The organism is Streptomyces sp. NRRL F-4489, assembly GCF_001509485.1.
Classification (GTDB): Bacteria; Actinomycetota; Actinomycetes; order Streptomycetales; family Streptomycetaceae; genus Streptomyces.
The window spans coordinates 38,738-62,884 of sequence record NZ_LLZI01000228.1 but is presented as its reverse complement, the minus strand read 5'-3'; the positions used below and the strand labels follow the sequence as shown (position 1 = coordinate 62,884).

Sequence of the window (24,147 nt, the reverse complement as noted above, 5' to 3'; positions counted from 1 at the left end):
CGGGCCCCCCGTCCGGCCCGCCGCCCGGCCCCCGGCCGGGGGGGGCCCCGCCCCCCCCCTGGCCGGGGCCCCGGGGGACCGGGCCCGCGTCCCCGCCGCACCCCGTCCCGCCACCGCCCCCCACCCAGCGAAGAGCCCCGTGGACTACCACGCCTGGACCACCGCCGCCGACTGGCGCCAGGGCACCCCGCACGGCACCCACGTCGTCCCCGGCCCCCGCCCCGGTATCGGCCTGGCCCGCCCCGCCGGCACCACCACGTACCAGGACCCCCACACCGGTACGTCCGCCACCTGGGAGTACGCCACCTGGACGAGCCCGGTGCGGCGCCTCCCCGTGCCGGCGACCGAGGCCGTCGCCTCCTGGAACGCGCACACCCCGCCCGGCACCTGGATCGCCGTCGAACTCCGCGGCACCTACTCCGACGGCGCCCGCACCCCCTGGTACGTGATGGGCCGCTGGACCGCCGGCGACGGCGCGACCGACATCCGCCGCACCTCCGTCGACGGCCAGAAGGACGGCCGCAGCGCGGTCTCCACCGACACCTTCGCCATCGACGACCCGGCGAGCGGCCTCCGCCTGGCCGCCTACGAACTCCGCCTCACCCTCTACCGCCGCCCCGGCACCACCGCCGCCCCCACCGTCTGGCGCCTGGGAACCATGGCCTCCGACCTCCCGGACCGCTTCGACGTCCCGGCCTCCACCCCGCTCCTCACCGGCCGCGAACTCCACGTGCCGCGCTACTCCCAGGAGATCCACAAGGGCCAGTACCCCCAGTACGACAACGGGGGAGAGGCGTGGTGCAGCCCCACCTCGTCCCAGATGATCATCGAGTACTGGGGCCGCCGCCCCACCCAGCAGCAGCTCTCCTGGGTCGATCCCTCCTACGCCGACCCCCAGGTCTGCCACGCCGCCCGCTACACCTACGACTACCAGTACAACGGCTGCGGCAACTGGCCCTTCAACGCCGCCTACGCCGCCACCTACCCGGCCCTGCAGAGCCTGGTTACCCGCCTGTCCTCACTCAACGACGCCGAACGCCTGGTCCACGCCGGCATCCCGGTGATCACCTCCCAGTCCTTCCTCAAGACCGAACTCGACGGCGCCGGCTACGGCACCGCCGGCCACCTCATGACCGTCATCGGCTTCACCCCCGAAGGCGACGTCATCGCCAACGACCCCGCCTCCCCCTCCGACCCCGCCGTCCGCCGCGTCTACCCCCGCCACCAATTCGAAACCATCTGGCTCCGCACCAAGCGCCACGACGCAAAAGGCCAGGTCAAAAGCGGCTCCGGAGGCGTCTGCTACCTCTACTTCCCCGCCAAGCCATCCCCCACCCAACTCCGGGCCCTCCACGGCCTGGGGATCCACTAGTCCGCAACCACCCCGCGCAATCCCGACTCTCGGGGCGGGGATTCCCGAAATGTGTCCCCGCCCCGCGCCTGCAGCGCTCGCAGGCGCGGGGAGCTTGAGTACCGCTTTGGCCGTGCTCAAGGTCAATGGGGACCACCCCCGCACGCGCGGGGACCACAGGTCCCGACCTGCGGCTTCGTACGGCCAGCGAGTGGATTTTACCCGCTTTCATCGAGAGCGACATGTCTCTCTCGTTGGGGCAATTGCGAGATAGCCGTGCACACAACTCCCCACGGCTCCTTCTGAAGCATCATCCGTTAGCTGCCTTACTCCAGGCCCTGCTGCGGAGGACCAAGGAACTGCTTGCGGAGGTGGGTGGTTGGGGAGAGCGCTGATGCAGCAGAGTGGGCCCCGTTCAGCCGCCGTGGGCGGGCCGTGGTGTTGGCGGCTTCGGCTTACAACTCGCGGGCCTCTTTTACTGCCTTGCGTATGCGGTGGGTCGTGCGGGGGCGCTCCCGGGTCAGGTGTTCCACGGCGCGGCGTAGCCAGTCGCCGTCGCCGAGCCTGTGTGCTTCGCCGTCGTTGATGGTCGAGGCGAGCAGTGCCTCGAACAGCAGCATGTCGGTGAGGGTGTACCTGTGCGGGTGGCCGTCGAAGGTGAGCAGCCAGTCCTCATACGGGTGGCGCAGCGTCACGTGGAGATAGCCGCGAGCTCCGCCGAAAAAGAGTGCCCGTACGCCGTACTGACCCTTGGAGGGATATTTGGCACCCAGCGTGAAGCGGTTGAACAGCATGAACCTGGACCAGGGGATGAGCTGTTCCTCGGCTTTCCGTGTGTGTTGGTAAATACCGTCCTTACGGAACGTGAGCCAAGCGCGCCCAGGGTGTGGGTAGTTGCCTACCACCCAGTGGCCGTCCACCTGGCCCAGGGGCCCCAAGAAACCGTGTCTCTCGCTCATTCGTGCATTCGATCACGTCGTGCAGAGAAAAGGATGTCGGTGGGGCGACCTATGTGCTCTGTCCATGGGTGATCACCTGGCGGTCGTCGGTCGCGTTACGCTCCGCCCAACTCGCCGAGGCGTTCGGTGTCGTGGGGTGGGTGGGGGCTCAGCGGCGGGTGGAGCAGAGGAGGGCGGTGAGGGCGAGGAGCATCCAGGCGGCGAGGTAGGTGAAGGCGGCGGTGGGGGAGAGGGCGGTCCACAGGATGCCGGCGATGCCGCTGGCGGCGAGGTTGCCGAGGGACTGGACGGTGGCCAGCAGGCCGAACGCCGAGCCGCGCAGGGCGGTCGGGGCGAGGGCGGCGACGGCGGAGTGCTGGGCGGTCTCCACCGCGCCGATGCCCACACCGGCGAGGACGAACGGGACCGCGAGGAACGCGACGGCCGTGCCGTTGACCGCGAACATGCCGTAGGCGGCGGCGAACGCGGCGACGCCGCCCGCCAGGACGAGGATCGGCCCGCGCCCGCCGAGCCGGTCGGAGAGGCGTCCGGCGGGGACGGAGGCGACGGTGGCGGCGATGTTGTACGCGGTGTAGAGGCCGAGCGCGAGGGTGGTGGCCGTCTTCGTACCGTGCCCGGGTGCCAGCAGGTCGGAGGCGCGCAGAATCAGCAGGGTGGCGGCGACGTTCCCGACCTCGAAGGCGGCGACCGCGGCCATCAGCCTGCCCAGATCGCCCTTGAGGACGGGCCGGATACGGATTCTGAGCGGGACCTTGTCGCGGCTGGTGGGCCGGGGCGTCCTGCGGATCGCGTAGACGATCGCGGCGGCGGCCAGCAGACCGGGGATCACCGACAGGCCGATGGCCCAGCTGACGCCGAGCCAGGCGACCAGGCCCAGGGCGAGCAGCGGGCCGAAGATCGCGCCGAGGTTGTCCATCATCCGCTCGAAGCCGTAGGCCCGGCCGTACGCCTTGGCGGGAACGATGTCCGCGAGCAGGGCGTTGCGGGCCGGGACGCGCAGGCCGCGGGCGGTCCAGGCGGCGGCGCGCAGGAGTCCGACCTGCCAGACGGCGGTCGCGCCGGCGGTGGCGGCGCCGAGGACGGCGGTGGTGGTGTAGCCGCCGATGGCGACCTTGCGGCGGCGGGCCGGGTCGTCGGCGAGCACGCCGCCGCCGAACCGGGCCGCGCCGGCCAGGGCGTCGGAGAACCCTTCGATCGCGCCGAGGGCTGCCGCGGGTGCGCCGAGGGTGGTGGTGAGCAGGGACGGCAGCAGGGCGGTGGGGATCTCGTGCCCGACGTCGGCGAGGAAGCTGGCGGCACCGATGCCCCGGACGCCCGGGGTCAGCCACCGGCCCTCCGGCGCGGGGGCGGCCGGCGGGTCGGCGGGCTGGTCGGGCGAGGGCGCGGTGTCGGTCATGCGGGCAGTCTGGCCCCGGGGCCGCGGCGAACACAGTGGAGGATCGGATGAGATCGCGCCCTCTTTTTTGCGGCTCTCTCCGACCGTGGGGGTGGCAGATCTGATGGCGAGGGTGATGTGGGCGGGGTATTCGCGTTTTGCGCTCGGTGGCTCGGTGGCTCGGTGGCTCGGTGGCTCGGTGGCTCGGTGGCTCGGATGCTCGGTCGGGGCGCCCAGTTCTCCGATTGCCCGGTTGCCGGGGGCGGGTGGGGTTATGCGCCGAGTCGGGCGGTCGTGAACTTCTTGCGCCAGGCCAGGGATACGTAGACCAGGGCCACCAGCACGGGGACCTCGATCAGGGGGCCGACTACGCCGGAGAGGGCCTGGCCGGAGGTGACGCCGAAGGTGGCGATGGCGACGGCGATGGCCAGTTCGAAGTTGTTGCCGGCGGCGGTGAAGGCGAGGGTCGCGGTGCGGTCGTAGGGCAGGCCGAGTCCCTTGCCGAGCGCGAAGGTGCCGAACCACATGAGGGCGAAGTAGGCCAGCAGCGGCAGCGCGATCCGGGCGACGTCCAGTGGCTGGGAGGTGATCGTCTTTCCTTGCAGGGCGAAGAGGATGACGATCGTGAAGAGCAGTCCGTAGAGGGCGAACGGGCCGATTTTCGGCAGGAACGCCGATTCGTATGCCGCTCGGCCCATCCTCTTCTCGCCCAGGCGGCGGGTGAGGAAGCCGGCGATGAGCGGGACGCCGAGGAAGATGACGACGTTGAGGGCGATCTTGCCCACGGAGATGTCGAGGTGCTGTCCGCCGCCGAGGCCGAGCCAGCCGGGCAGCAGGTCGAGGTAGAACCAGCCGAGCAGGCCGAAGGCGATGACCTGGAAGACGGAGTTCAGGGCGACGAGGACGGCGGCGGCTTCCCGGTGGCCGCAGGCCAGGTCGTTCCAGATGATCACCATGGCGATGCAGCGGGCCAGGCCGACGATGATCAGGCCGGTGCGGTACTCGGGCAGGTCCGGCAGGAAGAGCCAGGCCAGGGCGAACATCACGGCCGGGCCGAGGACCCAGTTGATGACCAGCGACGAGACCATCAGGCGCTTGTCGGCGGTGACGGCGTCGAGCTTGTCGTAGCGGACCTTGGCCAGCACCGGATACATCATGATCAGCAGGCCGAGGGCGATGGGGAGCGAGATGCCGCCGATCTCGACCTTGGCCAGGGCGTCGTTCAGGCCGGGGACGAGGCGGCCCAGGCCCAGCCCGAGGCCCATCGCGAGCAGGATCCATACAGCCAGGAAGCGGTCGAGGGTGGACAGCTTGGCGGCGACGGAGGCTTCCGGAGAGACGGCGGGGGCTTCGGTGCGGGTCATCAGCAGGGCCTCTTGCGGTCGGTGGCGGTACGGGCTCGCTCGGCCAGGTCGGCGAACTGCCCGGCGAGGGCGGCGATGACGTCCGGCCGCAGCTTGTAGTACGTGTACCGGCCGCACGGTTCGGTCTCCACGACGCCCGCCTCGCGCAGTACCCGCAGGTGGTTGGAGAGGTTGGTCTGCCGGGCGCCGGTCTCCTCGACGAGGTGCGTGGTGCACAGCGTCTCGTGAGCGAGGAGATTCACGATCTTCAGCCTGAGCGGGTCGGCCAGCACCCGGATCAGGTCAGTATCGGCTGATGTCAGCATGGGCTGATACTGTCACATCAGCTTGTGCTGATACCAGCTGGTGCTGATACCGGCTGGTGCTGATGCCAGTGGGTGCTGATGGAGGAATGGTGATGGGTGGAAGGGAAGGGGGATCCTGTGGCTGACGCTCCGCTTGCCTCTGTTCTGTTCGTGTGCGTTCACAATGCGGGGCGCTCGCAGATGGCGGCCGGGTTTCTCGCCCACCTCGCGGGTGATCGCGTCGAGGTCCGTTCCGCCGGGTCCGTTCCCGCTGACCGGGTCAATCCGGCCGCCGTCGAGGCGATGAGGGAGATCGGCATCGATATCGCCGGTCAGCGGCCCAAGGTCCTCACCGCCGAGGCCGTTCGGGCGTCCGATTACGTCATCACCATGGGGTGCGGAGATGCCTGCCCGGTGTTTCCCGGCAAGGAATACCTCGACTGGGCTCTGGAAGATCCCGCTGGGAAGGGTGTGGAGTCCGTCCGTCCGATTCGTGACGAGATCAGGGGTCGTGTCGAAGCTCTGGTCGCGGAGATCGACTCGCGGGCGGAGTCCGAGGCGTAAACGGGGCCGAGGGGTGCGGCTGTCGGTTCGCGGTCGTGCGTTACGGGGTGCGGTAGCCGCGGAAGGTTACGGGTCTTCGGCTCGTGAAGCCGAGGCGTTCGTAGAGGGCGCGGGCGGCGGTGTTCGCTTCGGCGAGGTGGAGGAAGGGGCGTTCGCCGCGGGCCAGGATGCGGGTGACGAGGGTGGTGATGAGGCGGACGGCGTGGCCGCGACCGCGGGCCTCGGGGGCCGTGCAGACGGCGCTGATCTCCGTCCAGCCGGGCGGGCGGAGCCGTTCGCCCGCCATGGCCACCAGTGTGCCGTTGGCGCGGATGCCGAGGTAGGTGCCCAGTTCGCGGGTGCGGGGGCGGAAGGGGCCCGGTCGGGTCCAGGCGATCAGGTCGAGCATCTCGGGGACGTCGGCCGGGCCCAGCTCGACCACGTCGGGGGCGGACGTGGCGGGGGGCTCGGGGTGGCGGGTGCCGGGCCAGATCAACTGGCGGCCTTCGAGGACGAAGACCGGTTCCCAGTCAGGCGGTGGGGTCGCCGGGGAGCTGAACATGTCGGCGAACGCGCCGGGGCCGAGGAGGCGGGCGAGGCCGGCCCAGTCCGCCGCGTCCGCGTCGGCGGGCACCGCGGAGAAGGACGCGACGTCCGGAAGGTAGGTGGCGGCCCGGCCGAGTCGGCGTCCGAGGCCGGCGTGGTGGCCGCGCAGCGACTCGCCCACCGGGTCGTCGAGTGCCTTGTCGTCGCCGGGGCTGCTCCTTGTGGCGCTGGTCATCGTGGGGTGCCTTTCACTGCCGTGCCTCACGGTCTTGTCTTTCACTGACGTGTCTTACTGCGGTGCCCTTCACTGCCGTGCCTTACTGCGGGCCGCTCGCCCTGTGGTCATCCTGTTGTCGCCTGTTGCGTTGTCTCCGTCTCCGTCTCCGCCTCTGTTTCTCCGTCTTCGCCTCCGTCTCCGTCTCCTTCTTCGCCTCCGTCCTCGTCATCGATTTTCTGCCCGGTCGTGTCCGGCGGGTATCTCGGGGGCCACCCTGATAGATCCCGGATAGGTCCCGGAGGCATCCCGGATACGACCCCGATACGCCCCCGATGCGACCCGGGAGGCCGTACCCGCCGCTATGGCCGGGGTTTGTCGGCGAAGATCCAGCGGTTGCCGGCCAGGGCGTCGTTCGGTTCGGGGAGGGGGCCGCGGCCGTGGTGGCGGGTGAAGTCGAAGGGGGTGCGGACCGCGGTGGACCAGCCCGTGCTCGCCAGGTGGCCCGCGGAGTCCGGGCGCGGTTCGGTGCTGAAGAGGCTGAGCAGGTCGATGCCGATCTGGGATCGCGTCGCGGTGTAGAGCGGGCTGTCGCGGTAGGCGAGCAGGTTCTTTTCGAGTTTGGCCTCGTAGGCGAGGGTGCTGCCGGCCGCACTCAGCCGGTCCACGGTGGCGATGAGGCGGGTCTCGGCGGCCGGGGGCAGGTAGAACAGCAGCCCTTCGGCCAGCCAGGCGGTCGGCTCGTCCGGGTCGAAGCCGGCGGCGGTGAGTGCTCCGGCCCAGTCGGCCCGCAGGTCGCAGGGGACCGGTACGCGCGCCGCCCTCGGTACGCGCGCGGTGCTCGGCGTGGCCGGCAGCGCGTCCAGCACCGTGTGCTTGAACGCCAGCACGCCCGCCCTGTCGATCTCGTACACCGTGCAGCCGGCCGGCCAGTCGAGGCGGTACGCGCGGGTGTCCAACCCCGCCCCGAGCAGGACCACTTGGCGGACGCCGCCGGTGTGCGCCGCCCGGAGGAGGAAGTCGTCCAGGACCCGGGTCCGCAGGCCGAAGTAGCGGGCGAAGCGGCCCCAGAGGGGGTTGGCGTCCCCGCCCGGGGTCTGGTGCGGGCGGACCGGCCAGTGGGCGGTGGCCGGCGCGGCGCGGACGAAGTGCTCGGCGTAGGGGTCCTGGGCCAGGCTGTCGGGGCGGTGGGTCTCGATCGCCCGGGATGCGGCGACGAGGAGAGCGGTCAGGCCGACACCGCCTGAGACCCCTCCTGAGGCCCCTCCTGAGGCCCCTCCTGAGGCGTCGCCTGAGACCCCGCCCGTTCCTGGTGCGCCTTCGGGGTCCGTTGCACCTGCGGGGCCCGTTGCTCCTTCCGCGCCCCTCACGTCGTTCCGGTCGGTGTCGCGGTGTGCGGTGCCGGTCATGTGGGCTCCCTCTGGACGGGTGGGGTGGCTGGGGCGGCGGGGAAGGGGTCGTTCCCCGGGGGAAGCAGGACGGGCTTGACCACGTGGCCCGCCTCGCAGTCGCGTTCGGCGTCGTTGACGGCGGAGAGCGGGTACGTGCGGATCAGCTGGTCGAACGGGAACCGGCCGGCCTGCCACAGGGCGGTCAGCCGAGGGATCAGCAAGGCCGGTACGGCGTCGCCCTCGCAGAGGTGGGAGAGGGTCCGACCCCGGTCCAGGGTGCCCGGTTCGAGCGGCAGGGCGGTGTGGAGCCGGGCCGCCAGGGCGAGGCGGCCGGTGGGGCGCAGGGCGCGGAGCGCGTCGTTGATCAGGGGCGCGGACGCGGTGGTGTCGAGGGCGAACTGCGGCCCGCCGTCGGTGAGTTGGCGCAGGCGGCCGGGGAGGTCGGCGGTCGCGGCGGACAGCGGGAGGGCCTGGAACCGTTCGGCGAGGGCCAGGCGTGCCGGATGCCGGTCGACGGCCACGGTCCGCGCGCCGGCGGCGGTGGCCGCCATCACCGCGGCCAGGCCCACCGCCCCCGCGCCGAGGACCGCGAGGGTGTCGCCGGGGCCGATGCCGAAGGTGTTCAGGACCGCCCCGGCGCCGGTGAGGAAGCCGCAGCCGAGCGGTCCGAGGAGGGCGAGGGGCAGGGCCGGATCGACCCGGACGGCGTTGCGGGCCGGGACCAGCGCGTACTCGGCGAACGAGGACTGGCCGAACCACCGGGGAGCCAGCGCGCGCCCGGCCGCGTCGGTGAACCGCGCCGCGTGCTCCGGCCGCCCGCCGAAGAGGTTGAGCGCGGCGAAGGAGTCGCAGTAGGCCGGGGCCGCGCCCAGGCAGGACCGGCACCGCCCGCAGGAGTCGAAGCTCAGCACCACGTGGTCACCGACCCGCAGGCCGGTGTCCGGGCCGCCGGTCGCCGCCACGACCCCGGCGCCCTCGTGGCCGAGCACCGCCGGCAGCGGTGAGCGGCCCGCCGAGCGCCGCACCGCGAGGTCGGTCCGGCACATCCCGCAGCCGGCGATCCTGACCAGGATCTCCCCCTCGGCCGGCCCCTCGTGCAGTGCCACGTCCTCGACGGTGAACGGGCTCTCGTACGAGCGCAGCACCGCCGCGCTGAAGGTGAGGGTCACGGGGCCTCCAGCCATCGAAACTGGTGATTACGTGCTCCGGTGACGCATCGTCAGCCAGCCGCCAGCCGCCAGCCGCCAGCCGCCAGCCGCCAGCCGCCAGCCGCCAGCCGCCAGCCCGCTGTCAGCCCGCGCCCGGAGCCGCCGGCGCGGCCGCCTGTTCCCGGATGTGCCGGTCCATCTCCGCCCGGAAGGCGGCGATCAGCCGTGGCCGGATCCTTCCCGCCGTACGGTCGCCGCCCTCGCAGACCGCCCCGCGCACCCCCACGATGTCCGTACCGATACGGGTCAGCGCGCCGAGATCCGCCTCCTTGACGCTGCCCGCGAGCGCGGCGAGCAGCCCGGCCTCATGGGCGAGGTGGACGAACTCCGCGCAGGCGTCCGGCGGTACGTGGTCGAACAGCCGGGTCCCGTCCTTGATCGCGGTGTCGAGCATGGCCGCGTCGGCACCGGAGCGGCGGGCGATGTCCGGCAGCGCGAGCGGGTTGACGCAGCCGATCCGGTGGGCGTCGGCGTACCCGGAGGCGACGACGAACGCGTCCGCCCGGTAGTCCTTCACGGCCCGGACGACCCCGCGCATGACCTCGATGGCCTGGGCCGGGGACGTGCACCCGTAGAGGCCGACCTTGATGTACGTCGCCCCGGAGACGGCCGCCCCGAGCGCCGCCTGGGCCACCGTGCCGGGTTTGTACGGGACGTCGCCCACGGTGGCGGAGACCGGGGTGCCGGCCGGGACCGCGTCGCGGATGGCCCTGATGACCCAGGGGTAGTTCGCGCCGAGCGAGCCCTCGTCGGGCTTTTTGACGTCGACGATGTCGAGGTGTTCCGCCGCCTTCGCGCAGTCGAGGGCCTCCTCGACGCCGTCCGGGGAGATGAGAAGCAACACCGTGGGCTCCTTCCGCTTCCACCGCGTCTCCGCCCGGCCCGGGTGGCGGGAGTGCCGGCCGACTGGATCACGTGCGGTGCGGCTCATCCTTGCCGTGGCGGAAGGGGGTCGGTAGGGGGCGGCAGGGGCGCGCGGGGTCCTGATGAAGGTCTCCGTTGCGCCCCCAGGGTGCCGTCCGCGCCGGTACGGCCCGTATGGCCCGCACGTCCGAGGCCCGCGCCCCCGGGGGCCGCGCGCTCGCAGCCCGTAAGACCGAGGTCCGCGCCCCCACGGTCCGTACGGTCGCCACCCGCCCGTCCCGGGCTCATCCCCCGCGTGAGCTGCCGGCGCAGTACGCGCCCCAGGGGCCGTTCGACCAGGCGGTGAACGGCGGCGGCGAGCGCCAGGGAGAACGCGAACCCCACGGCCATCGACGGCAGGACGCCGAGCCCGGGGGCCTTCTGGAGCAGCCCCTTGGCCACGGGTATGCCCAGGCTCTGGTGCACCAGGTAGAAGGGGTAGGTGAGCGCCCCGGCGGTGACGAGCCGGCGCCACCGCAGCCGGGAGAGCGGGCCGATGCCGGCCAGCGCGAGCACGGCCAGGAAGAGGGTCAGGACGGCCGCGCAGACGGTCCAGGAGAGGGCGCCCCCCTGCGCGGGCGGTACGGCGTGGGCGGCCACCCGGTCGTTGAGGACGGTGAGGTGGTAGCACCAGGCGAAACCGGCCAGCAGCCACAGGACGAGGTTTTGGCCGAAGCGGTGCATCAGATACAGCGCGATGCCGGTGACGAAGAGGCCCGCGTACTGGCTGAGAACGAATTCGTCCAGGACGGGGGAGTCGAGTTCGCGGGCGATGAGGGCCAGAGTCAGCCAGGCGCCGCAGAACGCGATCATGCGGCGGTAGCCGATCCCGAGGAACAGCATCACCGCCATCAGCAGGTAGAAGCGGGCCTCCACCCAGAGCGTCCAGGCGACGCCCTCGATCAGCCGGAGCCCCAGCGGTCCCGGAGCCATCGTCAGATTGCCCAGCACGGTCCGGAGGTCGATCGGGGTCGCCGCCGGGAAGTGGCCGAGCCGGGCGGTCAGGACCAGGCCGACGACCATCAGCACCGCGCACCAGTACGCCGGGAACAACCGGGAGGCGCGCGAGACGACGAACTGCGCGGGCGTGCGCCCCCAGCAGCTCAGGCAGATCACGAACCCGCTGATCAGGAAGAAGAACTCCACGCCCAGCCAGCCGTAGCGGCTGATCCCGTGCAGCACCGGGGCGAACTGCCGGGGGTCGTGCGCGCCCCAGAAGCGCGGGGTCGTCGTCCCCACGTAGTGGTACGCGGCCACCGCGAGGGCGGCGACGAGCCGCAGCCCGTCGATGGCGGCCAGCCGCGCGCCGTCCGGAGGGGCCGGGCGGTCGTTGCGCGCGGTGGATCGCGGGGCGGGCTGCGCGGTGGATTGCACGGTGCGTTCTCCAGACCGGATGGCGAGCGGCGCACGGCAACGGACGCGCCTGGCAACGGACTCACCGACTATAAGCCGTATGTATACATGAAGCGTATAGAGGGGTGGGTGGGGTGGGGGTGCGTCCGGGGTGCCCCGGTCGTTGCCCATCGCGCATATCAGGCGGCCGACGTTCACGTGTTCGGTATTGTCGGCCTATGGGGGCAAGTGGCGTGCCCTGGTGACGACATGGGCGGAATACGGGGGCGCGGACGGTGCGGCGGGGGCGGATAGCGGTCCGGGGGGCAGCGGTCTGGGCCGGGCCGGCGGCTCTCGCGCTCGGCCTCGGGCTGTGGGGCCTCACACGGCAGCACAGCATGTGGCGGGACGAGGCGGCGACCTGGCAGGCGGCGCACCGGCCGCCGGCCGAGATCCTGCACCTGCTCGGCCAGGCGGACGTCGTCCACGGCCTGTATTACGCGCTGATGCACGGGCTGTTCGCGCTCTTCGGGGACAGCCTGGTGACGCTGCGGCTGCCGTCGGTGCTGGCGACGTCGGCCGCCTGCGCGCTGACCGCGCTGCTCGGCGCCCGCCTCGCCGGGCGGTGGGCCGGGACGGCGGCGGGGCTCGCGCTGGCCGTCGTCCCCGCGGTCCAGGAACACGCCCAGGAGGGGCGGTCGTACGCCCTGGTGCTCGCCTGCGTGGTGCTGTCCACCCGGCTGCTGGTAGCGGCCCTGGAACGGCCGGGCGCCGGGCCGTGGCTGCGGTACGCGGCGGCCGTGCTGGTGGCCGCGTGGCTGAACTGGTTCTCGCTGTTCGCCCTCGTCGCGCACGGCGCCACCCTGCTGTGGGTCCGCGCCGACCGCGCCCGCCGCACCGGGTGGGCGCTGGCCGCCACCGGGGCCGTGGCCGGCGTCCTGCCGGTCATCCTCACCAGCCGGAACCAGGTCTCGCTGGTCTCCTGGATCAAGCCGCTGGGCTGGTCCACGGTCGTCGGGGTGCTGGTGACCGTGGCGATCACGGCCGGCTGCGTACTGCTGCCGCAGGCGCGCGGCGGGAGCGGGGAGTCGGACCGGGGAGCGGGCGGCGGAAGCGGGGAAGCGCCGTGCGGGCGCGTGGGTCTCGCGGCGGTCGCGCTCCCGCTGTGCGCGGTGCCGCAGGTCGGCCTGGCGCTGGTCTCGCTCGTCAAACCGCTCTACATCACCCGCTATGTGCTGTTCGCGTACGTCGGACTCGCGCTCGGCCTCGGCGTCCTCCTCGTCACGCTCGCCGCGCGGCTCCGGACGCACGTCCGCGTCCTGCTGCCGGCCGCCCTCGCGGTGGCCCTCCTGGCCCTGCTCCCGGTGGAGCTGAGGCTGCGTACGGTGCAGAGCCGCGTCGATGACGTCCTGACGGCGGCGCGGACCGTCGGGCACGTCCGGGGCGGCGCGGACGGGGTGCTCTTCATCCCCGCCGCGCGCCGCGACACCGCCCTGGTCTCGCCCCGAGCGTTCGCCGGGCTGCGCGATCTGGCCCTGGAGCGGGGGCCGGTGGAGTCCGGCACGCTCAAGGGGATAGAGGCCGCGCCGCGCGAGATAGCGCACGCCATGCTGGGCGCGCGGCGCATAGTCCTCGTCACCGATCCCGGGCCCCGCCGCGACGCCACCGCGCGCGACCGCACCAAGCAGCGCGTCCTGGACGAGCACTTCGTCCGCCGCTCCGACGTCGTCGAACGCGGCCGGAGGGTGAGCGTCTACGAGCGGCGGGACTGAGCCGGCCGGGGCCCGCGTCACGGCGGCGCGGTCCGCCGCCGCGCCGCCGTGACGCGGATCACTCGCCGCCGACCGTCACAGTCGCGGGCGGTGCGTCGTCTACGCCCTGTACGACGGCCGGCAGTGAGAGGGCGAGAGATGCAGAACGCGAACGCGAACGCGGACGGAACAGTGGACGGCAACGTGCACGTAGCGGTACGGCGGGTCATCGCGGCGCCGATCGCCGAGGTGTTCGAGTGGTGCGCCACGACCACCAACTACACCCGCTCGCCGCTGGTGCTCAAGGCGCGCCTGGCGCGGCCGGGTGCGGAGGCGCCCTACGGGGTGGGCGCCGTCCGGCTGCACACCTGGGCGATCGGCTGGTTCCGCGAACGGATCACCACCTACGAGCCGCCGTACGCCTTCGACTACACCGTCGAACGCAGCTTCCCGCCGGCCCGGCACGAGTTCGGGCGGATGACCTTCGCGGAGACCGCCGAGGGCACGCTGGTGGAGTGGAGTACGGCCTTCCGCCTGCCCGTTCCGTTCGGCGACGTCCTCGGCCGGGTGGTGGCCAAGCCGGTCATCACCCAGGTCTTCGGGCGGATCCTGGACGCGGGGGCGGCGGAGCTCGCCGCCGCCGCGGCGGAACGGGCGAGGTGAGGCGCGGCGGTCAGGCGCGCCCGGGGCCCGCGGCACCGGCGAATGCCTGGGCCACGGCGAGGCTGTCCTCGTAGACGTGGTGGCGGGTGATCAGGCCCTGCTCCACGGTGAGGTGGAGGGCGCAACGGGAGCGGTAGGCGCGGCCGGTGGCGCGGGCGGTCTGGCGGATCTCGCAGAGTACGACCGCGTCGGCGCCGTCCACGAGGATCCGCTCGATGCGGGTGTCGGCGGCGTCGGGGACGTGGTACTCGGCGAGGGCGCGGTAGTGGGCGGCGGCGTCGGCGCGGGAGGAGCGGTGGCGGATCCACGGGGTCTCGGCGCGGCCGTACTCGTGCTCCGGCCAGTCCAGCATCCAGTCCGCGCCGTCGGCGTACAGCTCGGCGATGCGGTCGGGGTCGCCCGCGCCGATCCGGCGCAGCAGTTCCTCGATCACGGCGCGGGTGGCGGAGGCGGTGTCGGTGGCGGTCGCGGGGGTGGTGGCCGGCGGCATGGTCGGGTTCCGTTCGGTGCGGGTGGGTGGGGAGTGCCGCGTGGTGCGGCGGTGACCATCGTGCCGGGGGAGGGGAGTCGGGGCGATTACTTGCGAGGTAATGGGGGCGCCCGGCCCCGACTCCGGCCCGGCCCCGGCGCGCGCCCGCGGGGCAAACGGGAGTCCGTGTGCGGCGCGTCGCGGCCGGGGCCGGGAGGGGAGCGGGCGGGCTACGGGGTCAGCGGGGGTCGCGCCGCCCCTGGGCCACCAGGCAGACCGCGCTGAGCAGCGCCATGGCGGCGAAGGCGAGGGCGACCGGCGTCCAGGAATTGCCGGAGGCGGTGAAGAGCCAGCTGGTCGCGGCCGGGGCGAGGGTGCCCACCAGGCCGGCGGTCTGGAAGCTCATGGACAGGCCCGTATAGCGGGTGCGGGGGGTGAACCACCCGGAGACCAGGGTGCCGATCGCGGCGTAGGCGATCGTGCTGGCCAGCATCGGCAGGCACATCGCCAGCCACAGGCCCGGTACCGAACGGGTCCCGGCGAGCCAGAACATCGGGAACGCGACCACGAGGTGCAGCAGGATGCCGGTCAGCGTGATCCGGCGCAGCCCGAACCGGTCGGCGGCGAGCGCGGCGAGCGGGGTGCAGATGATGACCACGAGGGAGGCGGCGGTGCCCGCGCCGGCGGCCTGGGCGTCGGTGAAGCCGAGGTTGTCGACGGCGTAGGTCGACATGAAGGTGACGACGATGTAGTAGCCGCCGACCGTGATCAGGAACGCGCCGGAGGCCAGCAGCCAGGTCCGCCAGGCGTCGCGCAGGACGGTCAGGAAGGGGGCTTCGCGCTTGCGGCGGGCGGGCTTGCCGGCGGCGGCCTCCGGTGTGCCCGGGGCGGCCGGTTGGCGTTCGGCCCTCGCGCCCTCGCGGGCTTCGGCCTCGGTGGCCTGCTGGGCGGCCTCGAACTCCGGGGACTCGGACATCGTGCGGCGGATCAGCAGCCCGACCATGACCAGGACGGCGGAGAGCAGGAACGGGATCCGCCACGCCCAGTCGGCCAGCGCCCGGTGGCCGAGCAGCCCGACCGCGGCGAACGCGCCGGTGGACAGGAAGTACCCCACACCGTCGCCGACCTGCGGGAACGAGCCGAAGAACGCCTTGCGGCGGGGCGGGGCGTGCTCGACGGCGAAGAGCACCGCGCCGCCCCACTCGCCGCCGACCGCCAGTGACTGCGTCATCCGGACCAGGACCAGCAGGACCGGGGCGATGACGCCGACGGTGCGGTAGCCGGGCAGCAGGCCGATGCCGACCGTGCCGGCGCCCATCAGCAGCAGCGACCAGATGAGCGCCTTCTTGCGCCCGTACCGGTCGCCGATGTGACCGAACACGATCGCGCCGAGCGGGCGGCCCAGGGCGCCGACGAACAGCGTGGCGAAGGACATCAGGGTGCCCAGGGCGCGGTTCATCTCGGGGAAGAAGAGTTCGGGGAAGACCAGCGCGGACGCGGTGGCGTAGATGCCGAAGTCGTACCACTCGACGCTGGTGCCGATGAGGGAGGCGGTGGCGATCTTCCAGGGGTTGGTCCGCCGTGTGCCGGGAGCGGGGTCCGGGCCGGGAGCGGGGTCGGGGCCGGACACGGTGCCCGGGACGTGGCCGGTGTCCGGCTCCGGGGCGGAGCCTGGTGGGGCACCTGCGGTTGTGCTCATGATGACGCTCCTCACGGCGGTCCCATGGGACGGCGGCCCGTGTGGGGAAGGCGGGGGAGGCCCGGGGCGCCGTTCGGTCCGATGGGCAATGGGTTTGCCTGGGATCCAAAAATGATGGGCCGACCGTAGGCGGGCGCCGCACACCTGTCAATAGGTTCCCGTGCGAGTCCAATAGGGTGGGGGGTGTGAGCGAGGGTGTGCGTGACGAAGGTGCCGGCGGGCCGAAGCCCAACGGCGAGGGGGAGCGGGCGGCCGGGGCGGGACAGCCGTCCTCGCGGGCCGTGGTGGCCGAGGCGCTGCGGCAGCGGATCGCGCTCGGCGGGTTCGGGCCGGGCGACCGGCTGCCGCCGGAGCGGGAGCTGGCCGCCGCGTTCGGCGTGGGCCGCAACACCGTCCGCCAGGCGCTGCGCGAGCTGGCCGACGAGGGGCTGGTGCAGACCACCCTCGGCCGCTCCGGCGGCACCCGGGTCGCACCGGCCCGGCCGGGTGGCGACAGCGCGCGCGCCGCGGTGACCGCCGGCATCCGCGCGTCACTGCGCGACTACATGGAATACCGGCAGGCCATCGAGCCGTACGCGGCCCGGCTGGCGGCCGAGCGCGGGGGCGGCGCGGCCCGCCGGGAACTGGTGGCGCTGCTCGACGGCAAGGTCACGGACCTGGGCGAATACCACCGGATCGACACCCGCTTCCACCTCGGGCTGGCCGCCGCGGGCGGCAACGAGGTGCTGGCGGAGGCGGTGACCCGGGCGCGCGCCGAGATGTTCGTGGCGGGCAACGCCCTGTGGCTGGGCTCGGACTGGAGCCGGGTCTACCCGACCGACCGGGACTTCGGGCTGGCCATCCGGGAGGAGCACGAGGCGATCGCGTTCGCCGTGCTGGCCGGGGACGGCGCGGCCGCCGAGGCCGCCATGCGGGACCATCTCCGCGACGCCCACCGGCAGTTCCTCACCGTGCTGGACCAGTTCGCGGCCCGCGACTGACGCGGCGGCGGCCGGCCGGCCAGGCGGACGGTCAACTCCCCTGTGTCCGCCCGGAGTTGGGTATCCCGCCGGCCGCCGCCCACCCCCGCCCCTCCCCTCGTCGATTGACGCCCCCGCCGCGGCCGCATACTCTCCTCCGAAATGGATCCATCGAAGACCCATTTACGAGACCCATTGAGCCGGCGGCCGCGCGGCCACCGCGGAACCGCCACCGCCACGCGCCAGGGCCATGTGACAGGAGAGACGCCCGTGCACGCTTACGACGAGGAACTCGCCCAGCAGGTCATCGACCACCTGCGGCACCGCCTCCGGCTCGACCCCCCGCCCCTGGGCCGGCTCGGCGACGCCGGTGAACTCTCCGTCGCCCTCAAGGGCGCCATAGGCACCGGCCCGCGCCCGGTCGCCGAGGTGCTGCGCACGTACACCGAAGACCTCGAACCCACCGTCGTCTCCTGCGACCACCCCGGCTTCCTGGCGTTCATCCCCGGCGCGCCCACCAAGGCCGCGGCGCTGTTCGACATGGTGCTCTCGGCGTCCTCCCTGCACGGCGTGTCCTGGCTGGAGGCGTCCGGCGCGGTGGCCGCGGAGAACCAGGTGCTGCGGCTGCTCGCCGACCTCGCCGGGCTCCCGGCCGGCGCCGGCGGCTGCTTCGTCAGCGGCGGCTCGGCCGGCAACCTCTCCGCCCTGGTCGTCGCCCGCGACACCGCCCGCCGCACCCGCGGTCTGGACGACCGCGCCCCGGTGCGGATCGCGGTCAGCGACCAGGTCCACTCCTCGGTGGGCAACACCCTGCGGATCATCGGCGTGGAACCCCTGGTCGTCCCGACCGACGACCACCGGCTCACCGGCGCGGCGCTGCGCACCGCCCTGGACGCGGCCGAACGGGACGGCGGCGCCCCGGTCGTGGCCGTGGTCGCCACCGCCGGCACCACCAACGCCGGCATCATCGACGACCTCGACGGGATCGCCGACCAGACCCGGGCCCGCGGACTGTGGCTGCACGTCGACGCGGCCTACGGCGGCGCCGCCCTCTTCGTCCCCGAGCTGCGCGACCGGCTGCGCGGGATCGAGCACGCCGACTCGCTGGTCATGGACCCGCACAAGTGGATGTTCGCGCCCTTCGACTGCGGCGCCCTGCTCTACCGCGCACCGCACCTGGCCCGCGCCGTGCACACCCAGGACGCCTCCTACCTGGACGCCATCCACGGCGCCGACGGCGACACCCCGGGGGAGTGGAACCCCAGCGACTACGCCTACCACCTCACCCGCCGCCCGCGCGGTCTGCCGCTGTGGTTCTCGCTGGCCGTGCACGGCACCGACGCCTACCGCGACGCGATCGCCCGCGGCGCCGGGATCGCCCGCTGGACCGCCGACCGGGTCCGCGGGACCGAGGGCCTGGAACTGCTGCGCGAGCCCGAGCTGACCGTCGTCCTGGTGCGGCGCACCGGCTGGCGGCCCGAGGACTACTACGCCTGGTCCAAGCGGCTGCTGGCCTCCGGGACCGCGTTCGTCACCCCGAGCGTGTGGGAGGGCGAGACGGTCGCCCGGCTGGCCTTCCTGCACCCGGACATCACGGAGGAGACGGTGGAGCGCATCCTCAACTCCATGGTGGATGACGGGAGTTGACGGCCGCACGGCCGGGCGGTCGCAGGTCCGGGCCCCCGGCGCCCCCGCCTCACGTCACCGAGAAGCCGCCGTCCACGAACAGCGTCTGGCCGGTCACATACGCCGCGCCCGGGCCGGCGAGGAAGACGGCGGCCGCGGCGAAGTCGTCCGCTTCGCCGTTGCGGCCGGCCATCGTCCGCCGGGCCATCGCCTCGGCGCGCACCGGGTCGGCGAAGACCGCCTCGTTCAGCGGCGTGTGGACGAAGCCGGGCGCCAGGGCGTTGACGCTCACGCCGTGCCGGGACCACGCCTCGGCCTGGGAGCGGGTGAGTCCCGCCAGCCCGGCCTTGGACACCCCGTAGGCGCCGCTGTTCCCGAACGCCCGGACCGCCTGCTGCGAGGCGAGGTGCAGGATCCGCCCCCAGCCGCGCTCCGCCATCCCGGGCCCGAAGCGCTGGCCGAGCAGGAACGGCGCGTGGAGGTTGACCGCCAGGGTGCGGTCCCACTCCTCGGTGGTCAACTCACCCATCGGCGGGCGGGGGTTGACCCCGGCGGCGTTGACGAGGATGTCCGGCTCGCCGAAGCGGCGCGCCACCTCGTCGGCGCCGGCCCACAGGGCGGCCCGGTCGCCCAGGTCGGCGGCGACCCAGTCGGCGGTGCGGCCCGCCGCCCGCAGCTCCTCGGCGGCGGTCCGCAGCGGGTCCGGCCGCCGCGCCATCAGGACGACGGCCGCCCCGGCACCGGCCAGCGCCTCCGCGATCGCCCGCCCGATACCGGAACTGCCCCCGGTCACCAGCGCCCGGCGGCCGGCCAGGGAGAACAGGGCGTCGAGATACGGCCCGGGGGCGGCGGTGGGCGGCATACGGGCGGCCTCCTTCTCGGTGCGCGCCGGCGGGGCGCGGCGGTACGACGGTGCGGTACGCGGCGGCGCGGGGCCGCGACCCCGCGCCGGAGCAGCAGCAATCATGCCGCCGGGGGAGCGGACGCCGGACGCCGGGTCAGCGCTGGGCCGTCGCTGCCACCGGCCGCCCGCCACCGGGCCACCGGGCTATGTCACCCCGCCGCCCCCACCACCCCCAGCACCGGCCGCAGCCCGTCCGGCCGCCGGTGGGCGGGCAGATGCTCGACCGGGAAGTACGCACAGCCGATCGCGGTGGCGCCGCCGTCCGCCCGGCGGTCGTCGCCGACCATCAGCACCCGCTCCGGGGCCGCCCCCAACTCCTCGCAGGCCAGCGCGAACAGCCGCGGGTCCGGCTTCGTCATCCCGTGCTCGTACGACAGGACGCAGGCGGAGAGGTGGTGGTCGAGGCCGTGGGCGCGCAGCACCGGGCGGAGGTCCCAGCCGATGTTGCTGAGCACGCCGGTGCGGAGGCCGTGCCGGTGGAGGGCGGTCAGCACTTCGGCGGCGTCGGGGTACGGAATCCACGCCTCCGGTGCCATATGGCGGTCGTAGAGGATGTCGTGGAGCGAGCGGGCCGCTCCCGGCGGGTCGTACAACTCCGGGTGCGGCAGCGGGACTTGGCGGGCCAGTCCGGTGTAGAGGGCGCGGTGGTGGCGGCCGTCGCGGTCCCGGGCCTCCCAGAGGGCGGCGAGCCGGTCCGGGAGGACGGCCGGCGGGGCGCCGCCGGGCAGGGCCCCGGCCCGTTCCAGCGCGGCGGCCAGGCCGGCGATGGCAGCGTCGGTGAGCGGGCACGGCGGCGTACCGGGGACGGCGTGGAAGGCGGCCAGGGACGCGCGGAGCCAGGACTCGGCGGACTCGATGCGCAGCAGCGTCCCGGAGAAGTCGAAGAGGACGCCGGAGAAGCGGCGGTCGGCCGGACCGCCGGACGGATCGCCGCCGGGATCGCCGGACGAGCCGTGGGCCGGGTCGTGGGCCGGTCCGCCACTGGTGCCGTCGCCGTTGCCGTTGATCGTCGTCATGCCGCCATGGTGGCGCGTCCCGTACGGCCGCGGCAGAGCGCGTCACCGCGCCGGAACGGATCAGGACAGCGCGCCGCCGGCCCGGTCGGGGTCAGCGCGCCGCGCCGGATCCGGTCAGCGCGCTCAGCCCCGGGCCGAAGGTGATCAGCAGGGGCAGGGCGGGCAGCAGCAGAGCGCAGGCGGTCATCCGCAGGCGGCGGCCGGGCGTGAGGCGGGTGCCCGGGGCCAGCAGCCGGTCCACCCGCTGCGGGACCTGCGCGAGCTGCGGCGGGCACGGCCCGAACACCCCGCTGTCCTCGTTGAGTTCGACCAGCGCCAGGGCGATGGTCAGCCGGCCGAAGCGGCGCGAGGCGACATCGTCGGCGGCCATCTCGACCAGCCGGTGCACCTGATCGCGGAACGCGGCGAAGACCGGGATCTGCGGGAAGCCGTCGGCCAGCGCCGACGCGCAGTGCAGCAGGACGTCGTGCCGGGCCCGGACGTGGCCCTGCTCGTGCGCGATCAGCGCATCGAGCTGACGGCCCCTCAGGCGCCGCAACGCCGAGGTGGTGACGACCAGTTGGGGCGAGGGCTGGCGCAGCCACCACGCCTCGGGCCGGTCGCCCTCCAGGACCACCAGGCGGCCCCCGCGCGGATCCTCACCGGGCAGCAGCGGCGAACGGCGGCGCAGTTCGGCCCGGCGCCGCCGCCGGCGGGACCGCGCCGCCCGCACCTCGCGGGTCAGCGCCACCGCCGTCCAGGCGCCCCCGGCCGCCAGCAGCAGCGCCAGCACACCGGCCCACGGCCCGTACGTATTGAGCGCGTACGCCTCGACGACCACCCGCGGCGCGAAGCCGAACACCGGGCTGCGGACCGCCTCCCAGGCGGCCGCCGCGCTCAGCGCCATGGCGAGCGCACAGCACAGCAGGACACCGGCGACCACGCACTGCCACACCCACAGGGCCAGCACCGGCTCCCGGTCGGGCCAGTCCGCGCGGGCCATCAGGCGCGGCCCCGTCGCCGCGGCCAGCACGCCGAGGATCATCAGCGTGAGGGGGACCATCATGGCGCCAGCCTATGAGCGCCCGGCTACCCGTTGGTACGGTCCCGCGGGCGATGTGACGCACGCCACGGGAGGCCGAGGTGTGAACGGGGCGGTGGGCGAGGTGCCCGATACGCCGCGGAGTGCCTTCGGTGAGGTGCCCGATACGCCGCAGGGCGCCTTCGGCGCGCCCTCGCAGGGCCTTCAGAGCGCCGTGAGCATCGCCAGCATGCCCAGGCCCATGGCGACTTGGCACGCCCTCAGCACGACCGGCGTCCCGGCGGACCAGGCGCCGCCGGCCGCCGCGCTCCCGGCCGCCACCCCGTCGCCCACCGGCGCCAGCCGGACCCCCGCCGCCAGCACGTACACCGTGTAGTACGCGAGCAGCAGCCCGGTCAGCACCGGCACCCCGGCCGGCGCGGAGTGGACCATGCCCGGCATGCCGCTCATGCCGCTGACCGCGCCCATCCCTTCCATCCCTTCCGTCCCTCCCATCCCCTCCATGTCGCCCATGGCGAGCGCCATGTAGACCATCGCCAGGGCGCCCACCGCGTGGTGCAGATGGCGCCGGAGCAGCGCCCACAGCGCCGCCGCGCCGAACACCGCGGTGAACGCCCACGCCGACCACCCGGGCAGTACCACCACCGAGGCGGGCAGCGCCATCACCGCCATCCCCAGCGCCATCAGCGCCTCGCCGCGGGCCGTCACCCGCTGGGCGGCGGGGCCGGTGCGCGTACGGGACAGGCAGTAGCCGCCGGTGGCCGCGCACAGCGCCACCAGGAGCCAGCCGACCAGCGGCGGTGTGTGCACGCCAGGACACCTCCCGGACCGTACGGACGGTGGGCAACCGCAGGATGCCCGGCCGCGGGTGGGGCACACGGGAGCGCACGGACGCACTCGGGGAGCGCAGAGCGGACCAGGGCGCCGCCCGAGCGCGGAGCGGAGGCGGGCGCCGCCCCCCGCCCCGGCGCGCACGCTCAGACCGCCCGCGCCTCCTCGGCCTCCGTCCCGGTCCGCTCCGCGCCGCCGCCCTCCGCCCCGCACCACGCCGTCAGCGCCGCCCGCACCGCCCCGGGATCCACCGGCCCGTCGCTCGCCCAGGCCAGATAGCCGTCCGGGCGGACCAGCAGAGCCGCCGCGTACGGATCCTCGGCCGCGGCGCGGACGATCCCGACCCGGTCCGCCCACCCCGCCGCGGCGGCCGGCGCATCACTCCCCTCGCTACCCGGGCCGTCGAAGACCACCAGCAACGGCCGCCCCCTCCGCAGCAGTTCGGCCAGCCGGGTCGGGCCGGACGCCGTGGTCAGCGGCAGGTCGCGGGCGAACGAACCGGCCAGCGGATGGCTGCCCGGCGCGGGCTCGTAGCGGATGCCGGTGGCGTGGATGATGTCGCTGAGGTACTGGTTCACCTCGTCCATCGCCATCAGCTCCAGGAACAGCGCGCGCAACGCGTCCACCTGCGGGCCGGGCCGCATCAGGGCGACCTGCGCGCGGGTGTTCTCCAGCACCCGGGCCGCGACCGGATGGCGTTCCGCGCCGTAGCTGTCCAGCAGCCCCGCCGGCGCCCCGCCGCGGCACTCCGCGGCCAGCTTCCACCCCAGGTTGACGGCGTCCTGGAGGCCGAGGTTGGCGCCCTGGCCGCCGGCCGGGTAGTGGATGTGCGCGGCGTCCCCGGCCAGCAGCACCCGCCCCGCGCGGTACCGGCTCGCCTGGCGGGCGCTGTCGGTGAAGCGGGTGACGAAATCGACGTCGGTGAGGGTGATCCGCTGCCCGGTCACCCGCTCGATGGCCCCGGCCAGTTCGTCCGCGGTCGCGGGGCCCTCCAGGTCCTCCGGAACGCCCCATTCGCTCACGGCTATCCGCCCGTCCGGCATCCGCATGAACCACCCGCTGTCCGTGCGCCGCCACCCGGCCGGCAGCTCCCCGCCGCCGTGCACCTCGATCGCGCCCCGGCCCATCCGGCACACCAGCGACGGTCCGGTACCGGGGAAGTCGATCCCGGCGCCCTTGCGGACCGCGCTGCGCCCGCCGTCGCACCCGACGAGGAAGCCCCCGCGCACGGTGGTCTCGCCGTCCGGGGTCCGTACGTGGACGGTGACGCCGTGCTCGTCCTGCGCCAGCCCGGTCACCTCGTGCCCGTACCGGACCACCGCCCCGAGTTCCCCGGCCCGCCGGGCCAGCAGTTCCCGGAGGACGTGGTGGGGGAGCGCGATCCCGTGCGGCTGCTCGGTCCGCGGGCCGGTGTGCCGGCCGAGGCGGTACAGCCCGGCGAAGTGGCCGCGCGCGGCACCGTCGTCCAGCGCCCGCCGGTGGTCCGCCAGGCCCGGCAGGCTCTCCTGCGCCCGGACGAAATCCGCCAGCAGACCGCGCCGGTCCAGGGTCTCCAGCGTCCGGGCGTGCAGGGCCAGGGTGCGGGGTTCGCCGTCGCCGGGCCGGCCCTGCTCCAGGACGAGGACCGGGACGCCGTGCAGCCGCAGCTCCGCCGCCAGCAGCAGGCCGACCGGACCGCCGCCCGCGATGACGACGTCGAAGTGCTCCCCGCCGTGGGGGAGTTGGGAAGTGGTCATGG

22 protein-coding genes are annotated in these 24,147 nt (G+C 73.9%); 6 read left to right on the top strand and 16 right to left on the bottom strand.

What is annotated here, in order from left to right:
* Positions 1-1,372 (top strand): peptidase C39 family protein (locus tag ADL22_RS19000; RefSeq protein WP_420711575.1); only part of this gene is annotated, 1,372 nt, incomplete at its 5' end.
* Between the two features lie 434 nt (positions 1,373-1,806).
* Here ADL22_RS19000 and ADL22_RS18995 read toward each other — a convergent pair.
* From ADL22_RS18995 to ADL22_RS18980, 4 genes are all read right to left on the bottom strand, one after another.
* Positions 1,807-2,310 carry a hypothetical protein gene (locus ADL22_RS18995; RefSeq protein WP_066980749.1) on the bottom strand — a complete coding sequence of 168 codons (504 nt, stop codon included), beginning with the start codon at positions 2,308-2,310 and terminating at the stop codon, positions 1,807-1,809.
* A gap of 148 nt (positions 2,311-2,458) precedes the next feature.
* On the bottom strand, positions 2,459-3,706 hold the full coding sequence (locus tag ADL22_RS18990; protein ID WP_066980746.1) for an MFS transporter: 1,248 nt from the start codon (positions 3,704-3,706) through the stop codon (positions 2,459-2,461).
* Between the two features lie 251 nt (positions 3,707-3,957).
* On the bottom strand, positions 3,958-5,049 hold the full coding sequence (gene arsB, locus ADL22_RS18985) for an ACR3 family arsenite efflux transporter (protein WP_066980743.1): 1,092 nt from the start codon (positions 5,047-5,049) through the stop codon (positions 3,958-3,960).
* Positions 5,049-5,354 (bottom strand): ArsR/SmtB family transcription factor, encoded by a 306-nt coding sequence (locus tag ADL22_RS18980; RefSeq protein WP_066980740.1) that lies wholly within the window; start codon positions 5,352-5,354, stop codon positions 5,049-5,051. The genes arsB and ADL22_RS18980 overlap by 1 nt, the downstream gene beginning before the upstream one ends.
* 117 nt (positions 5,355-5,471) lie before the next feature.
* On the opposite strand from ADL22_RS18980, the gene ADL22_RS18975 reads away from it, so the two are divergent.
* Positions 5,472-5,897, top strand: a complete 426-nt coding sequence (locus ADL22_RS18975) for an arsenate reductase ArsC (protein WP_066980737.1) — start codon at positions 5,472-5,474, stop codon at positions 5,895-5,897.
* 40 nt (positions 5,898-5,937) lie between these two features.
* Here the strand turns inward: ADL22_RS18975 and ADL22_RS18970 are convergent, their stop codons facing one another.
* The 5 genes from ADL22_RS18970 to ADL22_RS18950 all read right to left on the bottom strand — a co-directional run bounded on the left by ADL22_RS18970 (position 5,938) and on the right by ADL22_RS18950 (position 11,512).
* A complete protein-coding gene (locus ADL22_RS18970; RefSeq protein WP_066980734.1) occupies positions 5,938-6,657 on the bottom strand; it encodes a GNAT family N-acetyltransferase in 720 nt (239 codons plus the stop codon).
* Positions 6,658-6,998: 341 nt separating this feature from the next.
* Entirely contained in the window at positions 6,999-8,045 is a 1,047-nt protein-coding gene (locus tag ADL22_RS18965) for a class I SAM-dependent methyltransferase (RefSeq protein ID WP_079064260.1), read from the bottom strand.
* Entirely contained in the window at positions 8,042-9,196 is a 1,155-nt protein-coding gene (locus ADL22_RS18960) for an NAD(P)-dependent alcohol dehydrogenase (protein WP_234430768.1), read from the bottom strand. Before ADL22_RS18960 ends, ADL22_RS18965 begins: the two co-directional genes overlap by 4 nt.
* A gap of 121 nt (positions 9,197-9,317) precedes the next feature.
* A complete protein-coding gene (locus ADL22_RS18955; protein WP_066980729.1) occupies positions 9,318-10,079 on the bottom strand; it encodes a (5-formylfuran-3-yl)methyl phosphate synthase in 762 nt (253 codons plus the stop codon).
* Between the two features lie 83 nt (positions 10,080-10,162).
* Positions 10,163-11,512 carry an acyltransferase family protein gene (locus ADL22_RS18950; protein ID WP_066980726.1) on the bottom strand — a complete coding sequence of 450 codons (1,350 nt, stop codon included), beginning with the start codon at positions 11,510-11,512 and terminating at the stop codon, positions 10,163-10,165.
* A gap of 356 nt (positions 11,513-11,868) precedes the next feature.
* Between ADL22_RS18950 and ADL22_RS18945 the strand changes: the two genes are divergently transcribed.
* Entirely contained in the window at positions 11,869-13,242 is a 1,374-nt protein-coding gene (locus ADL22_RS18945; protein ID WP_107116337.1) for a glycosyltransferase family 39 protein, read from the top strand.
* A 138-nt stretch (positions 13,243-13,380) separates the two neighbouring features.
* Complete coding sequence (locus ADL22_RS18940; RefSeq protein WP_066980724.1) at positions 13,381-13,884, top strand: SRPBCC family protein; 504 nt, start codon at positions 13,381-13,383, stop codon at positions 13,882-13,884.
* Between the two features lie 10 nt (positions 13,885-13,894).
* On the opposite strand, the gene ADL22_RS18935 is transcribed toward ADL22_RS18940, so the two are convergent.
* The gene (locus tag ADL22_RS18935) at positions 13,895-14,374 is read right to left on the bottom strand and encodes a nuclear transport factor 2 family protein (protein ID WP_066980720.1); all 480 of its coding nucleotides are present in this window, start codon (positions 14,372-14,374) and stop codon (positions 13,895-13,897) included.
* Between the two features lie 217 nt (positions 14,375-14,591).
* Positions 14,592-16,052: an MFS transporter gene (locus ADL22_RS18930; protein WP_079064258.1), complete on the bottom strand. Its 1,461-nt coding sequence runs from the start codon at positions 16,050-16,052 to the stop codon at positions 14,592-14,594.
* A gap of 185 nt (positions 16,053-16,237) precedes the next feature.
* Here ADL22_RS18930 and ADL22_RS36695 point away from each other — a divergent pair, with 185 nt between their 5' ends.
* Together ADL22_RS36695 and ADL22_RS18920 are read left to right on the top strand one after the other, a co-directional pair.
* Positions 16,238-17,032, top strand: coding sequence for a FadR/GntR family transcriptional regulator (locus ADL22_RS36695; protein WP_066980716.1), 795 nt, complete (start codon positions 16,238-16,240; stop codon positions 17,030-17,032).
* A 249-nt stretch (positions 17,033-17,281) separates the two neighbouring features.
* On the top strand, positions 17,282-18,658 hold the full coding sequence (locus tag ADL22_RS18920) for a pyridoxal phosphate-dependent decarboxylase family protein (RefSeq protein WP_066980713.1): 1,377 nt from the start codon (positions 17,282-17,284) through the stop codon (positions 18,656-18,658).
* A 49-nt stretch (positions 18,659-18,707) separates the two neighbouring features.
* Here the strand turns inward: ADL22_RS18920 and ADL22_RS18915 are convergent, their stop codons facing one another.
* The 5 genes from ADL22_RS18915 to ADL22_RS18895 form a co-directional block, all read right to left on the bottom strand.
* On the bottom strand, positions 18,708-19,499 hold the full coding sequence (locus tag ADL22_RS18915; RefSeq protein ID WP_066980711.1) for an SDR family NAD(P)-dependent oxidoreductase: 792 nt from the start codon (positions 19,497-19,499) through the stop codon (positions 18,708-18,710).
* A gap of 191 nt (positions 19,500-19,690) precedes the next feature.
* Positions 19,691-20,557, bottom strand: a complete 867-nt coding sequence (locus tag ADL22_RS18910; protein ID WP_079064256.1) for an HAD family hydrolase — start codon at positions 20,555-20,557, stop codon at positions 19,691-19,693.
* A gap of 91 nt (positions 20,558-20,648) precedes the next feature.
* On the bottom strand, positions 20,649-21,602 hold the full coding sequence (locus tag ADL22_RS18905; RefSeq protein ID WP_066980708.1) for a M56 family metallopeptidase: 954 nt from the start codon (positions 21,600-21,602) through the stop codon (positions 20,649-20,651).
* A 180-nt stretch (positions 21,603-21,782) separates the two neighbouring features.
* Positions 21,783-22,388: a DUF5134 domain-containing protein gene (locus ADL22_RS18900; protein WP_066980706.1), complete on the bottom strand. Its 606-nt coding sequence runs from the start codon at positions 22,386-22,388 to the stop codon at positions 21,783-21,785.
* Between the two features lie 167 nt (positions 22,389-22,555).
* Positions 22,556-24,145, bottom strand: a complete 1,590-nt coding sequence (locus tag ADL22_RS18895) for an FAD-dependent monooxygenase (protein WP_066980703.1) — start codon at positions 24,143-24,145, stop codon at positions 22,556-22,558.
* Between the last annotated feature and the right edge of the window lie 2 nt (positions 24,146-24,147).